This window comes from Nocardiopsis listeri NBRC 13360 (genome assembly GCF_001570765.1).
In the GTDB taxonomy this organism is placed as follows: Bacteria; Actinomycetota; Actinomycetes; order Streptosporangiales; family Streptosporangiaceae; genus Nocardiopsis; species Nocardiopsis listeri.
Genome location: NZ_BCSH01000002.1, coordinates 9,950 through 24,251, shown reverse-complemented (window position 1 = coordinate 24,251; position 14,302 = coordinate 9,950). Strand labels below are relative to the sequence as shown.

Below are 14,302 nucleotides of genomic sequence, written 5' to 3'. Positions count from 1 at the left end.
CTCAGCACATGAACATGATCCGACTTGCCACGGTATCCGACCCGGAATGATCGTCCAAAGCCACACCCGGGTCGACGATCACTCCTCGGTGACCTGGTGGACCATCACCGCCGCCGGTTCCTGCCCGGCCTCGGCGTCCGGAAGCAGGCTGTCCAGGACCGGCCCCGGGAAGATTCCGAGGGCCAGCGTAGCCGCCACACCCACGGTGATCACACCGCCGGTGAGCGCGCCCGCGCGGGCCACCGTGGGGCCTTCGCCCTCCGATTCCCGGAAGAACATCACAACGATGATCCGGATGTAGAAGAAGGCGGTCACCGCGCTGCTGAGGACACCGACCACCACGAGCGGGGTCGCACCCGCGGCGACGGCGGCCTCGAACACCGCGAACTTGCCGATGAACCCGCTGGTGAGCGGGATACCGGCGAAGGCCAGGAGGAACAGTGACAACGCGAGCGCGAGTCCGGGGGCACGACGCCCCAGACCGGCCCAGCCCTCCAGGTCGCCGAGCTCCTGACCGCCGTCCCTGGTACGCACCAGGGTGACGATCGCGAAGGCGCCCAGGGTGGTGAACCCGTAGGCGGCCAGGTAGAACATGGCGCCCGCGAGACCATCGGCGCTGGAGGCGATCACGGCGGTGAGGATGAAGCCGGCGTGCACGACCGAGGAGTAGGCCAACAGCCGCTTGATGTCGCGCTGGGTGACCGCGATGACCGCCGCCGCCACCATGGTGAGGATGGCGACCGCCCACAGCATCGGTTCCCAGATCTCCAGGGAGCCGCCGAAGGGCACGAAGAACACCCGCAGCAGCGCACCGAACGCGGCCACCAGGGTGCAGGAGGCCATGAGCGCGGTGATGGGGGTGGGAGCGCCCTGGTAGACGTCCGGCTTCCAGTTGTGGAAGGGCACGGCGCCGACCTTGAACAGCAGACCGATCGCGACCAGGCCGATGCCCATGATGAGCAGCGGTTCGCCGTTGCCGTCGGCGAAGATCGCCGCGCCGCCCGAGTCCACGGCCTGACGGATCGCGGTGAAGTTCACCGAACCCGCGTAGCCGTACACCAGGGCGATACCGAAGAGGAAGAACGCCGAGGAGAACGCGCCGAGCAGGAAGTACTTGACCGCGGCCTCCTGGGAGAACAGGCGACGGCGGCGGGCCAGCCCGCACAGCAGGTACAGCGGCAGGCTCATCACCTCGAGGGCGATGAACATGGTGAGGAAGTCGTTGGCCGCGGGGAAGAGCAACATGCCCAGCACCGCGAACAGCACCAACGGGTAGACCTCGGTGTGCTGGGACCCGGCGAGGATGTGCCTGCGCTCCTCCTCGCTGCCCGGGACCGTGGCGGCCTGCGCGGAGAACGCGTCGCGACCGTCGCGCCGTTCGGCGATGAGCATGAGGCTGATCAGGGCCAGAACGGTGATGGTGCCCTGAAGGAAGAGCACCACGCGGTCCATCGCGAGGACTCCGCCCGCCACGACCACGCCGTCGCCGACCGCCTCCACCTGGAGGACGATCATGACGAACGTGACGAGCAGGGCCACGGCGGCGACGGTGATCTGCACCGGCCGCAGGGCCTTCTTGGGCAAGAAGGCCTCGAACAGCACCGCCAGCACACCGGCGCCGAAGACCACCAGGACCGGGGCGAGGAGCCACCAGTCCAGGGTCGGTGCCGCCTCGGTGATGCCGGGGAGCGACGGGGGCGCCCCGTCGGCGACGTAGAGCGCGTTCACTCCTCGTCTCCTTCCTCGGTGTCGCCCTCGGCGTTCGTGGTGGCCGAGGCGGTGTCCGCCCCGATCTCCACGGTCCGTTCGACGGCGGGGTTGATCACGTTGAGCAGGGGCTGCGGGTAGACGCCGAGCGCGATGATGAGGGCGAGCAGCGGGGCCACCACCCAGGTCTCACGAGCGGACAGGTCCGGCAGCTTCGACAGCTTCTGCGGGGTGGGGCCGGTCATGGTGCGCTGGTACATCCACAGGATGTAGAGAGCGGCCAGGACCACGCCCACCACGGAGATGATCGCGGGCACCGGGTTGAAGGCGTAGGCACCCACGAACACCAGGAACTCGCTGACGAACGGGGCCAGTCCGGGCAGGCCCAGACCGGCGAGACCGGTCACCAGGAACACCCCGGCGAGCTTGGGCGCGACCTTCTGGACACCCCCGAAGTCCTCGATGCGGGAGCTGCCCCGACGGGCGATGAGGAAGCCCACGATGAGGAAAAGCGCTCCGGTGGCGAAGCCGTGGTTGACCATGTACAGGGCCGCGCCCGCCTGTGCCTGCGGGGTCAGGACGAAGATTCCCAGGGTGATGAACCCGAAGTGGGAGATCGAGGTGTAGGCCACCAGGCGCATCATGTCGCTCTGCCCGATGGCGACGATCGCGCCGTAGATGATGCTCACGACGCTGAGTCCCACCACCGGCCACACGAACCAGGACACCGCGGACGGGAACAGCTCCAGGCAGAACCGGAGCATCCCGTAGGTGCCGACCTTGTCCAGGACACCGACCAGCAGCACCGCCGTGCCGGGGCTGGAGGAGCCCGCGGCGGTGGGCAGCCAGGTGTGCACCGGCCACATCGGGGCCTTGATCGCGAAGGCGATGAAGAACCCGAGGAAGAGCCAGCGCGCGGTGGCCGGGTCGACGGCGGCGAGCGGGCTGCCCGGCGCGGTCAGTTCGGTCCACAGGAAGGTGCCGCCGATGACGTACACGCCGATCACCGCGACCAGCATAATGAGGCCGCCGGCGAAGCTGTACAGCAGGAACTTCAACGCGGCCCTGGTGCGCTCGGCGCCCCGGCCGTACCGACCGATCATGAAGTAGACCGGGATCAGCATGACCTCGAAGAACACGTAGAACAGGAAGACGTCGGTGGCGGCGAAGACACCGATCATCATCGCTTCGAGGGCGAGGACGAGGGCGAAGTAGCCGCGGCCGCCGTCCGGATGGTCGGAGTGTTCGTTCCAGGCCGCCAGGATGACCAGCGGGACCAGGATCGCCGACATCAGGACCATCGTCAGGGCGATGCCGTCCACACCGACGGCGAAGTGGACCCCGAAGTAGGGGATCCACGGGTAGACCTCCTCGAACTGGAGGTCACCCGCCGTGGCGGTGTCGAAGTTCAGCGCCATGGCCACGATCAGGGCCAGGGTGACCAGGGAGACGATCAGCGCGACGCGCTTGGCGTTCTCCGCTGAGGCGGTCCCCGCCCCGGTCGTGGTGGCGGGTCGTGTCTTGACCGCGGTACCGCCACCGCCCGCATCGGCGGAGGCGGTGGCCCGGACCGAGGCGGACTCCGCCTCGGCCTTCGTCCCGACCCGGGGCAGTGCCCAGATGAGGATCGCGCCGACCGCTGGGAGGGCGATGGCGAGTGTGAGCCAGGGGATCATGTCAGAACCTCACAGCCAGCGTCGCGGCGACGATCACGGCGCCGATGAGCATGGTGAGCGCGTAGGTGCGGGCGAACCCGGTCTGTGTCCTGCCGAGCCCGGTGGAGGAGTCTCGGACCCCGGCACCGATCCCGTTGACCGCGCCGTCGATGACCTTGTCCTCGATGACGACCAGTGCCTTGGTGAGCACCTGGCCGGGTCGCATGAACAGGTCTTCGTTGATCTCGTTGCCGTACAGCTCGTTGCGGGCCGCGTTGGTGACGAGGTTGCCCTTGGGGGCGGTGCGTTCCACCGGCTTGCGCAGGTAGATCGCCCAGGCCGCGACCACGCCTAGGACCAGCACGGCCAGCGCCGCGATGCCGTAGGGCGAGGTGAAGGCGTGGCCCACCGTGAAGTGGGGGAGCTCCGCTCCGGTGACGGGCTGGAGGAACGCGGCGAAGCGGTCGCCGGCCACCAGGAATCCGCCCAGGGCGATCGAGCCGAGCGACAGCACCACCATGGGGGCGGTCATGCTCACGGGCGACTCGTGCGGGTGCGCGCCCTCGTCCCAGCGCTTCTCGCCGAGGAAGGTCATGAAGACCATCCGGGACATGTAGAAGGCGGTGAGCGCGGCGCCCAGGACGACCAGGGAGCCGAACACCAGGCCGACGTTGCCGCCGAGACCGAAGGTGGCGGAGATGATGCTCTCCTTGGTCCACCAACCCGACAGCAGCGGGACGCCGATGATCGCGAGGTAGCCCAGGCCGAAGGTGGCGAAGGTGATCGGCATCTTCGACGCCAGACCGCCGTACCTGCGCATGTTCACGTCGTCGTTCATGGCGTGCATGACCGAACCGGCGCCCAGGAACAGCCCGGCCTTGAAGAAGCCGTGCGTGACCAGGTGGGCGATGGCCGCCGCGTAGCCGATCGGACCGAGGCCCGCGGCCAGCACCATCATGCCGATCTGACTCATCGTGGATCCGGCCAGGGACTTCTTGATGTCGTCCTTGGCGGAGGCGATGATCCCGCCGGCCAGCATGGTGGCGGCGCCGACGATCATGACGGTCAGCTGCGCCGCCGGGGAGGCCTCGAAGATCGGACCGGCGCGCACGATGAGGTACACACCGGCGGTGACCATGGTGGCGGCGTGGATGAGCGCCGACACCGGGGTCGGGCCCTCCATGGCGTCCAGCAACCACGCCTGCAACGGCAGCTGCGCGGACTTACCGCAGGCGCCCAGCAGGAGCAGCAGACCGATGGCGAGCAGGACACCGTCGTGCGCGCCCGGCACGGCCGCGAAGACGTCGCTGAAGCCCACCGCGCCGAACGCGGTGAACATGATCATGATCGCCACGAGCAGGCCCATGTCGCCGACCCGGTTGATCAGGAACGCCTTCTTGGCCGCGGTGGCGGCGGTGGGCTTGTCCTGCCAGAACCCGATGAGCAGGTAGGACGCCAGGCCCACACCCTCCCAGCCGAGGAACAGCAGGACGAAGTTGTCCGCCAGCACCAGCACCAGCATGGCGGCGACGAACAGGTTGAGGTAGGCGAAGAACCTGCGCTTGCCCGGGTCCTGGGCCATGTAGCCGAGGGAGTAGACGTGGATCAGCGAACCCACGAACGTGATGAGCAGGACGAAGGTGATGGAGAGCGGGTCGACCAACAGGTTGATCCGCGCGGAGAAGTCACCGACCGCGAACCACTCGTAGACGGGAACGGAGACGCTGCGCGCGTCGGCGCCTCGTCCGAGCAGGTCGAACAGGGCCAGGACGGCCCAGACGAAGGAGACCACCGGTAGGACGGTGGCCAGCAGGGGCCCCCAGGCGTTGGTGCGTCGCCCGCCCAGCAACAGGATCGCCGCGCCCACCAACGGCAGGGCGATCAGCAGCCAGGCGTTCGACAGCACCGCGCTGTCGGCCGCGGTCGCCGCGGGTTCGGCGGCGAGGTACGCGTGATGTCGTGTCACAGCCACGTCGCCTTCTAGTGCTTGAGCAGGTTGGCGTCATCGAGCGACGCGGACCTGCGGGTTCGGAAGATCTGCATGATGATCGCGAGGCCCACGACCACCTCGGCGGCGGCGACGACCATCACGAAGAACGCGATGACCTGCCCCTCGATGTCCCCGTGCATCCGGGCGAACGCGACGAACGCGAGGTTGCAGGCGTTGAGCATGAGCTCCACGCACATGAAGACGATGATCGCGTTGCGTCGGACGAGGACGCCGACCGCGCCGATGGTGAACAGAAGCGCCGCGAGGACGATGTAGTTCATCGGGTCCACGTGGACTCGACCTCCTGTCCCTTGCCGTTGGTGCCGTTGTCGACCGCGGGGTCGGGGCCGTCCTCACCGTCGCCGGTGGGTCGGACCCCCTTCCCGGCGGCGGGTTCGTCGTCCTCGGGTCGGACCGCGTCGGATCCCCCGCCCTGGAGCGGGGTCGCCCGGATGTCCATGGGCACGCCCTTTTGGTACTGGGGGTCGCGCGCGGTGAGGACGGGGTTGAGGGACAGCTGGGAGACCGTGCCGTCCGGCAGCAGCGCGGGCATGTCGATCGCGTTGTGCCGGGCGTAGGTGCCCGGTCCGGGCAGCGGGGTGGGGTGGTCGCCGCGGATGCGGTCCTCGGACATCTCCCGCTGGGTGCGGCGCTTGCCGATCCGGGCGGTGTGCGCGAGCACCATGGCACCGAGCACGGCGGTGATGAGCAGCGCCGCCGTGGCCTCGAACGCGACCAGGTAACGCATGATCAGCTCGCCGGCCAGCCACGGGATGGTTCCTCCCACCGGGGCCGCGGCGGCGATCCCGGCCGGATCGCCCACGGTGATACGGGTGATCCCGGTGGCCAGGGCGCCGATGAAGCAGATCGCGACGATCGCCGTCATCAGCCGCTGTCCGCGCAGGGTCTCCGACAGGGAGTCGGAGGAGCTGACGCCGACGAGCATCAGCACGAACAGGAACAGCATGAGGACGGCGCCGGTGTAGACGACGATCTGGACGACCATGAGGAACGGCGCCTCGTTGACGCCGTAGAAGATCGCCAGGCCGACCATCGTCAGCGCCATCGACAGGGCCGAGTGGACGGCCTTGCGGGAGAAGACCACGCCCAGGGCGCCGAGCACCACGATGGTGCCCAGCACCCAGAACAGGGCGGTCTCCCCCGATCCGATCGGCGCTCCCGCGGCGGAGTGCAGTACGTGCGGAGTCGTGTCGAGCGGGGTCACCGGGTGGCCTCCGCGTTCTCCGGCCGGTCCTGCGTGCCGTGCTGACCACGCCCGGTGGCGTAGTAGTCCTGCTCGTCGTCGCCGAGCCGCATCGGGTGCGGGGGCTGCTCCATCTCCTCGGTGAGGGGCGCCAGGAGCTGCTCCTTGGTCCAGATGAGGCTCTGCCGGCTGTCGTCGGCGAGCTCGTACTCGTTGGTCATGGTGAGCGCCCGGGTCGGGCAGGCCTCGACGCACAGACCGCAGAGGATGCAGCGCAGGTAGTTGATCTGGTAGACGCGACCGTAGCGTTCGCCGGGCGAGTACCGGTCGTCGTCGGTGTTGTCACCGGCCTCCACGTAGATGGCGTCGGCCGGGCAGGCCCAGGCGCACAGTTCGCACCCGATGCACTTCTCCAGGCCGTCGGCCCACCGGTTCAGCTGGTGCCGTCCGTGGAAGCGCGGCGCCGTGGGGCGCTTGACCTCCGGGTACTCGACGGTGGGCACCTTCTTGAACATCGTGTGGAAGGTGACACCGAAACCCTTGACGGGGTTGAGCCACTCAAGCACCGGTAACCTCCCCCTTCTTCTGGTTGCGTTCGACGGTGCCGGCCGAGGCCGTCCGCGACGGTTCGGCGAGCACGCGGCTGCCGTAGTGGGCGGCGGTGCTCGGGGGCACCGGGAACCCGCCGAAGGAGGGTTCCTTGTGGGCTCGGCGCGCGTTCTCGGCACGCGCCTTGGCCTCCTCGGCGCGCTCACGGCGCACGAAGCGCACCCAAGCGGCGAAGGCGGCGATGGTGGCCACGGTGAAGGCCGCGACGACCGCCCCGATGATGACCGGGGAGGCGCCGTCCAGGATGAGCATGCGCACGACGGCCACACCGGTGATCCACACGAGCTGGATCGGGATGAGGACCTTCCAGCCGAGCTTCATCAGCTGGTCGTAGCGCACACGCGGCAGGCTGCCCCGGGCCCAGATGAACAGGAACATCACGGCGACGAACTTGAGCAGCCACCACAGGAGCGGAAGCCAGCCCTCATTGGCGCCGGGGATGATCGCCGTGACCCCTGGCGGCGCGTACCAGCCGCCGAGGAAGAGCGTCACGGACACCGCGGCGACGGTGCACATGTTCACGTACTCCGCGAGGAAGAACATCGTGAACTTCATGGACCCGTACTCGGTCATGAAGCCGCCGACGATCTCGCCCTCGCCCTCGGCCAGGTCGAACGGGAGCCGGTTGGTCTCGCCGATCATCGTGACGATGTAGATGAGGAAGGAGGGCAGGAGCAGCACCGCGAACCACAGGTTCTCCTGGGCCGCGACGATGCCGGAGGTGGTGAGGGTGCCCGCCATGATGAAGACCGCCACGAAGGACAGGCCCATGGCGACCTCGTAGCTGATCACCTGCGCGGAGGCGCGCAGGCCACCGAGCAGGGCGTACGGGGACTGGGAGGCCCAGCCGCCCAGGACGATCCCGTACACGCCCAGCGCGGCGGTGGCCAGCACCAACAGCGCGGCGATGGGAAGGTCGGTGAGCTGTAGCGGGGTCATGACCCCGAACATGTTCACCTCGGGCCCCATCGGGATGACCGAGAAGGCCAGGAACGCCGGAATGGCGGCGATCATCGGCGCGGCGATGTAGACGAACCGGTCCACACTGCGCGGGATCACGTCCTCCTTGAGGGAGAGCTTGATCCCGTCGAACAGGGACTGCAGGAGACCGAAGGGGCCCATCCGGTTGGGTCCGTGTCGCTGCTGCATGCGGCCCATGACCTTACGGTCGGCCATGATCATCATCAGCACGCAGACCATCAGGAACACGAAGATGCCCAGCGCCTTGATGGTGGTGATCCACCACGGGTCGTTCCCGAAGGCGCTCAGGGTGCTCTCCGCGGCCAGGTCGGCCACGCGCGGATCGAGGGCGGCGGGGGTCACTGTTGCCTCCCGTTGGTGGTGGGCGAGGCCAGTTCGACCGTCTGCCCGGCGGTGGCGCCCAGGTCACGACGGATGTCGCAGCCGTGCGCGTTGGCCGGGAGCCAGACGACCCGGTCGGCGATGTCGGTGACGACCGCGGGCACGGTCACCGTTCCCAAGGGACCGGTGACGCGCAGCGAGCCGCCGTCGGAGACGCCGACCTCCTCCGCCGTGGTCTTGGACAGGTAGGCGCGGGCCTTGCGGGCGGTCCCGGCCAGGTAGGGCTCTCCGTCCTCCATGCGACCGGTGCCGAGCAACTGCTTCCAGGTGGACAGCAGCGCGCGGCCGGGGCCGGGTTCGGGCGTGGCCACCGGGCGCGCGGACGGGCCGACGGGGCGGTTCCCCGCCCACGGGCCCAGCTCCAGCAGTTCCCGGTGGGCGCCCGCGGCGTCGGGCAGACCCAGGTGCACGTCCATCTCGTCCGCGATGGCGGACAGGACCCGCAGGTCGGAGAGGGCTCCGGGCACCTTGAGCGCCTCACCGAAGGGCCTGTGGCGACCCTCCCAGTTGACGAAGGTGCCGGACTTCTCGGCGACGGAGGCCACCGGGAGCACCACGTCGGCGCGGTCGGTGACGTCACTGGCGCGCAGTTCCAGGCTGACGATGAACGGCACCCGGGCCAGGGCGGCGCGGGCCGCCTCCGGGTCGGGCAGGTCGTCCAGTTCCAGTCCCGCGATGACCAGTGCGTCCAGTTCTCCGGCGGCGGCCGCGGCGATGATCGCGTCGGTGTCGCGGCCGGGTTCGCTCGGCAGGGAACCGACGTTCCAGGCTCGGGCGACCTCGGCCCGTGCCGAGGCGTCGGCGACGGGGCGTCCGCCGGGCAGCAGGTTCGGAAGCGCCCCGGCGTCGATGGCGCCGCGCTCACCCGCGCGACGCGGGATCCACGCCAGGCGGGCTCCGGTGCGTTCGGACAGGGCGATCGCCGCGGTGAGCGCGCCGGGGACGGCGGCGAGCCGCTCGCCCACCAGGATGATCGCGCCCTCCTGGCCCATGGCCTGGAGGATCTCGGGGTGTTCCACGTCCAGGGAGTTGAGGGTCCGGCCCTCATCACCCGGGACGGTCCGGACGAGCGTGCCCTTGGTCTTGGTCAGACCCAGGGTGGAGTGCGAGGCCAGCGAGTACACCTTCAGTCCTCGCTTGCGCATGCCCTTGCGCAGGCGCAGGAACGTGGAGGCCGACTCGTCCTCGGGGTCGAACCCGGCGAGCAGCACCGCGGGTGCCTTCTCCACCGAGGTGAAGTCGACGTCCACCGGCCTGCCCGCCACACGCGCGGCGAGGAAGTCCGCCTCCTCGACGGAGTGCTCGCGGGCGCGGGCGTCCACGTCGTTGGTGCCCAGGGCCACACGGGCGAACTTGGCGTAGGCGTAGGCGTCCTCGTAGGTGAGGCGCCCGCCGACCAGTACGCCCACGTTGCCACGAGCGGCGGCCAGCCCCTGGGCGGCCATACCGATGGCCTCGGGCCAGGAGGCGAACTCCAGGGCCCTGGAGTCCTCGTCACGGACCAGGGGGCGGCTGAGCCGGTCGGCCTGGGTGGCGTAGGTGAACGCCCATCGCCCCTTGTCGCAGTTCCACTCCTCGTTCACCTGCGGGTCGTCACCGGCCAGGCGTCGGGTGACCTTGCCCCGTCGGTGGTCGGTGCGCTGCGCGCAACCGCCGGCGCAGTGCTCGCAGATGCTGGGGGTGGAGACCAGGTCGAAGGGGCGTGAGCGGAACCGGTAGGCGGCGCCGGTGAGCGCGCCCACCGGGCAGATCTGCACCGTGTTGCCGGAGAAGTAGGAGTCGAACGGCTCCCCCTCGGCGATGCCGATCTGTTCCTGGGCGCCGCGTTCCATGAGCTCGATCAGCGGGTCACCGGCGATCTCGGCGGCGAATCGGGTGCAACGCGTGCACTGGATGCAGCGCTCACGGTCCAGCAGCACCTCGGTCGACAGCGAGACGGGTTTGGGGAAGGTGCGCTTGACGTCGATGAACCGCGTCTCGCCCTGGCCCGTGGACATGGCCTGGTTCTGGAGGGGGCACTCGCCGCCCTTGTCACAGACCGGACAGTCCAGCGGGTGGTTGATCAGCAGGAACTCCATGATCCCGCGCTGGGCCTTCTCCGCCACCGGGGAGGTCAACTGGGTGTTGACCACCATGCCCTCCATCACGGTGATGGCGCAGGAGGGCTGTGGCTTGGGCATCCCGCGGCCGTTGCCCATGTCGGGGATCTCGACCAGGCACTGGCGGCAGGCGGCGACCGGATCGAGCAACGGGTGGTCGCAGAACCGGGGGATCTGGATGCCGAGCAGCTCGGCCGCGCGGATCAGCAGGGTCCCCTTGGGCACCCGGAGCTGGAAACCGTCGATGGTGACGGTGATCAGGTCCTCCGGGGGCGGGGCGGGTGAGGACCCGCCGGAGGTGTTGGAGGTGACGGTCATCGGTTCCCTCCCTCTGCAGAGGTCGGCCGGTCCGCCCAGAGGGTGGACCTGGAGTGGTCGAAGGGACAGCCGCCCTTCTCGAAGTGGTCGACGTACTCCTGGCGGAAGTACTTGATCGACGACATGACGGGGCTGGTGGCGCCGTCGCCCAGGGCGCAGAAGGAGCGGCCGAGCAGGTTGTCGCAGATGTCCAGGAGCTTGTCGATGTCGGCCTCGGTGCCCTCGCCCCGTTCCAGCCGGTCCAGGACCTGGACCATCCAGAAGTTGCCCTCGCGGCAGGGCGTGCACTTGCCGCAGGACTCGTGGGCGTAGAAGGCGATCCAACGGCCGACGGCGCGCACCACGCAGGTGGTCTCGTCGAAGATCTGGAGGGCTCGGGTGCCGAGCATGGACCCGGCGGCGCCCACCGACTCGAAGTCGAGCGGGGTGTCCAGGTGCTCGTCGGTGAAGATCGGCGTGGAGGAACCACCCGGGGTCCAGAACTTGAGTTCGTGCCCGGCGCGCATCCCGCCCGCCATGTCGAGGAGTTCGCGCAGCGTGATGCCGAGCGGCGCCTCGTACTGGCCGGGGTTGGCGACGTGCCCGGACAGCGAGAAGAAGCCGAACCCGGCGGACTTCTCGGTACCCATGGAGGTGAACCACTCGGCGCCGTTGGCGACGATCCCCGGGACGCTGGCGATGGACTCCACGTTGTTCACCACGGTGGGCGAGGCGTAGAGACCGGCCACCGCCGGGAACGGCGGCTTGAGGCGGGGCTGGCCCTTGTAGCCCTCCAGGGAGTCCAGGAGGGCGGTCTCCTCACCGCAGATGTAGGCGCCGGCCCCGGCGTGCACGACGACGTCGAGGTCGAAGCCGGTGCCGAGGATGTCCTTGCCGAGCAGTCCGGCCTCGTAGGCGTCGGCCACCGCCTGACGGAGCCGGCGGATGACGTGCAGGACCTCACCACGCACGTAGATGAAGGCCTGGCCGGACTTGATCGCGTAGGCGGCGATCGCCACGCCCTCCACCAACACGTGCGGGTTGGCGAGCATGAGCGGGATGTCCTTGCAGGTACCCGGCTCGGACTCGTCGGCGTTGACGACGAGGTAGCGCGGGTTGGGGTTGTCCTTGGGCAGGAACCCCCACTTCATCCCGGTGGGGAAGCCCGCGCCGCCCCGGCCGCGCAGACCGGCTTCCTTGACCAGGTCGACGATGCCGTCGGGTTCCATGGCCAGCGCCTTGCGCAGCGCCTCGTAGCCGCCGGTGGCCCGGTAACCGTCGATCGTGAAGGAGTCGGGGCGGTCCCAGTTCTTGGACAGGATCGGGGTCAGGGTGGTCACTTGGCGCCCTCCTCACCCTGCTCGTCGGAAGAAGGTGTGGGGAGGTCGTCGGGGTCCGGAGCCGTCCACCCACGCTGCTGGGCGAGCCTGAGCCCGGCCAGCGACGGGGCGGCCGCCTGGACGCCCTCGCCCGCGCGCCCGTCGTCGAACCCGGCGAGCACGCGCGAGGCCTGCTTCCAGGTGCACAGGCTCTTCGGACCGCGGGTGGGCACGACGTCCTTGCCCGACCGCAGGTCGTCGACCATCTGTTTGGCGGTGGCGGGCGTGCGGTCGTCGAAGAACTCCCAGTTGACCATCACCACGGGGGCGAAGTCGCAGGCGGCGTTGCACTCCACGTGCTCCAGCGTGACCTTGCCGTCCTCGGTGGTCTCGCCGTTCTCCAGGTCCAGGTGCTCCTTGAGGGAGGAGAAGATCTCGTCTCCACCCATCACCGCGCACAGGGTGTTGGTGCACACGCCCACCTGGTAGTCGCCGCCGGGGCGGCGGCGGTACATGGTGTAGAACGTGGCGACCGCGTTGACCTCGGCGAGGGTGATGTCCAGCTGGTCGGCGCAGAACTTCATGCCGTCCCGACTGACGTACCCCTCCTCGGACTGCACCAGGTGCAGCAGCGGCAGTAGCGCCGACCGCGGCTTCGGGTAGCGGCTGATGATCTCCTTGGCGTCCTGCGCCAGGCGGGCCACCACCTCGTCGGTGAAGACGCTCTGCTCTGTCTCGGTGGTCCCGTTGTCGTTGTTCTCGCTCACCGGTCCACGCCTCCCATCACCGGGTCGATACTGGCCACGGCCGCGATGACGTCCGCCACCGTCCCGCCCTCGCACATGGCGGCGACGGCCTGGAGGTGGGTGAACGACGGATCGCGGAAGTGGACGCGATAGGGGCGGGTGCCCCCGTCGCTGACGGCGTGGCAGCCGAGTTCGCCCTTGGCGCTCTCCACCGCCGCGTACGCCTGGCCGGCCGGGACCCGGAAACCCTCGGTGACCAACTTGAAGTGGTGGATGAGCGCCTCCATCGAGCCGCTCATGATGTGCGCGATGTGATCCGGGGAGTTGCCCATACCGTCCGGACCCAGCGCGAGCTTGGCGGGCCAACCGATCTTGGCGTCCTCGATCATCACGGGCCCGGGCTCCAGCTTGTCCAGGCACTGCTCGACGATCTTGAGGCTCTCCTCCATCTCGGCCATGCGCACCCGGTAACGGGCGTACACGTCGCCGCCGTCGGAGACCGGCACGTCGAACTCGTAGTTCTCGTAGCCGCAGTAGGGCTTGGCCTTGCGCAGGTCCCAGGCCAGACCGGAGGCGCGTACCAGCGGCCCGGTGACGCCGAGCGCCATGCAACCGGGCAGGTTGAGGTAGGCGACGTCCTTGGTCCGGGCCAGGTAGAGGGGGTTCTCGTCCAGGAGCTTGCGCATGATCTTGATGCGCTCGGGCATGTCCTTGAGCAGTTCCCGCACCTTGCCGACCGCGCCCGGGGGCAGGTCCTGGGCCACCCCGCCGGGACGGATGAAGGCGTGGTTCATTCGCAAACCCGTGATGAGCTCGAAGATGTCGAGGATCATCTCGCGTTCACGGAAGCCGTTGGTCATGATCGTGGTGGCGCCCAGCTCCATGCCGAACGTCGCCATGGCCACGAAGTGCGAGGCCATCCGGTTCAGTTCCATGAGCAGGACCCGGATGACGTTGGCCCGGTCGGGGACGCGGTCGGTGATGCCGAGCAGCTTCTCGACCGCCAGGCAGTACGCCGTCTCGTTGAAGAGCGGCGTCAGGTAGTCCATGCGGGTCACGAACGTGGTGCCCTGCGTCCACGTCCGGTATTCCATGTTCTTCTCGATACCGGTGTGCAGGTAACCGATGCCGACACGGGCTTCGGTGCAGGTCTCGCCGTCCAGGGTGAGGATCAGCCGGAGCACGCCGTGCGTGGACGGGTGCTGCGGCCCCATGTTGACGACGAGGCGCTCGGCGCTACTGCCCTGGGCCTTCTCGACGACGTCGTCCCAGTCCCCACCGGAGGCGTCGATGTAGTCCTCGGTGACGGTCATG

11 protein-coding genes are annotated in these 14,302 nt (G+C 69.0%); all 11 read right to left on the bottom strand.

The window, feature by feature from the left end:
* Positions 1 to 78 precede the first annotated feature (78 nt).
* The 11 genes from nuoN to NLI01S_RS00830 are packed head-to-tail and all read right to left on the bottom strand — an operon-like array spanning position 79 to position 14,301.
* On the bottom strand, positions 79 to 1,728 hold the full coding sequence (gene nuoN / locus NLI01S_RS00880) for an NADH-quinone oxidoreductase subunit NuoN (RefSeq protein WP_067597571.1): 1,650 nt from the start codon (positions 1,726 to 1,728) through the stop codon (positions 79 to 81).
* Positions 1,725 to 3,383, bottom strand: a complete 1,659-nt coding sequence (locus NLI01S_RS00875; RefSeq protein ID WP_067597569.1) for an NADH-quinone oxidoreductase subunit M — start codon at positions 3,381 to 3,383, stop codon at positions 1,725 to 1,727. Before NLI01S_RS00875 ends, nuoN begins: the two co-directional genes overlap by 4 nt.
* A gap of 1 nt (position 3,384) precedes the next feature.
* Positions 3,385 to 5,328, bottom strand: coding sequence for an NADH-quinone oxidoreductase subunit L (nuoL, locus tag NLI01S_RS00870; RefSeq protein ID WP_067597566.1), 1,944 nt, complete (start codon positions 5,326 to 5,328; stop codon positions 3,385 to 3,387).
* A 14-nt stretch (positions 5,329 to 5,342) separates the two neighbouring features.
* A complete protein-coding gene (gene nuoK / locus NLI01S_RS00865; RefSeq protein ID WP_013156051.1) occupies positions 5,343 to 5,642 on the bottom strand; it encodes an NADH-quinone oxidoreductase subunit NuoK in 300 nt (99 codons plus the stop codon).
* Positions 5,630 to 6,577, bottom strand: coding sequence for an NADH-quinone oxidoreductase subunit J (locus NLI01S_RS00860; RefSeq protein ID WP_067597563.1), 948 nt, complete (start codon positions 6,575 to 6,577; stop codon positions 5,630 to 5,632). The genes nuoK and NLI01S_RS00860 overlap by 13 nt, the downstream gene beginning before the upstream one ends.
* Positions 6,574 to 7,122 (bottom strand): NADH-quinone oxidoreductase subunit NuoI, encoded by a 549-nt coding sequence (gene nuoI, locus NLI01S_RS00855; RefSeq protein WP_067597560.1) that lies wholly within the window; start codon positions 7,120 to 7,122, stop codon positions 6,574 to 6,576. The genes NLI01S_RS00860 and nuoI overlap by 4 nt, the downstream gene beginning before the upstream one ends.
* Positions 7,115 to 8,488: an NADH-quinone oxidoreductase subunit NuoH gene (gene nuoH / locus NLI01S_RS00850; RefSeq protein WP_067597556.1), complete on the bottom strand. Its 1,374-nt coding sequence runs from the start codon at positions 8,486 to 8,488 to the stop codon at positions 7,115 to 7,117. The genes nuoI and nuoH overlap by 8 nt, the downstream gene beginning before the upstream one ends.
* Positions 8,485 to 10,944 carry an NADH-quinone oxidoreductase subunit G gene (locus NLI01S_RS00845; protein ID WP_067597553.1) on the bottom strand — a complete coding sequence of 820 codons (2,460 nt, stop codon included), beginning with the start codon at positions 10,942 to 10,944 and terminating at the stop codon, positions 8,485 to 8,487. Before NLI01S_RS00845 ends, nuoH begins: the two co-directional genes overlap by 4 nt.
* Positions 10,941 to 12,263 carry an NADH-quinone oxidoreductase subunit NuoF gene (gene nuoF / locus NLI01S_RS00840; protein WP_067597550.1) on the bottom strand — a complete coding sequence of 441 codons (1,323 nt, stop codon included), beginning with the start codon at positions 12,261 to 12,263 and terminating at the stop codon, positions 10,941 to 10,943. Before nuoF ends, NLI01S_RS00845 begins: the two co-directional genes overlap by 4 nt.
* On the bottom strand, positions 12,260 to 13,009 hold the full coding sequence (gene nuoE, locus NLI01S_RS00835) for an NADH-quinone oxidoreductase subunit NuoE (RefSeq protein WP_067597547.1): 750 nt from the start codon (positions 13,007 to 13,009) through the stop codon (positions 12,260 to 12,262). The genes nuoF and nuoE overlap by 4 nt, the downstream gene beginning before the upstream one ends.
* Positions 13,006 to 14,301 (bottom strand): NADH-quinone oxidoreductase subunit D, encoded by a 1,296-nt coding sequence (locus NLI01S_RS00830; protein WP_067597544.1) that lies wholly within the window; start codon positions 14,299 to 14,301, stop codon positions 13,006 to 13,008. Before NLI01S_RS00830 ends, nuoE begins: the two co-directional genes overlap by 4 nt.
* Position 14,302 lies beyond the last annotated feature (1 nt).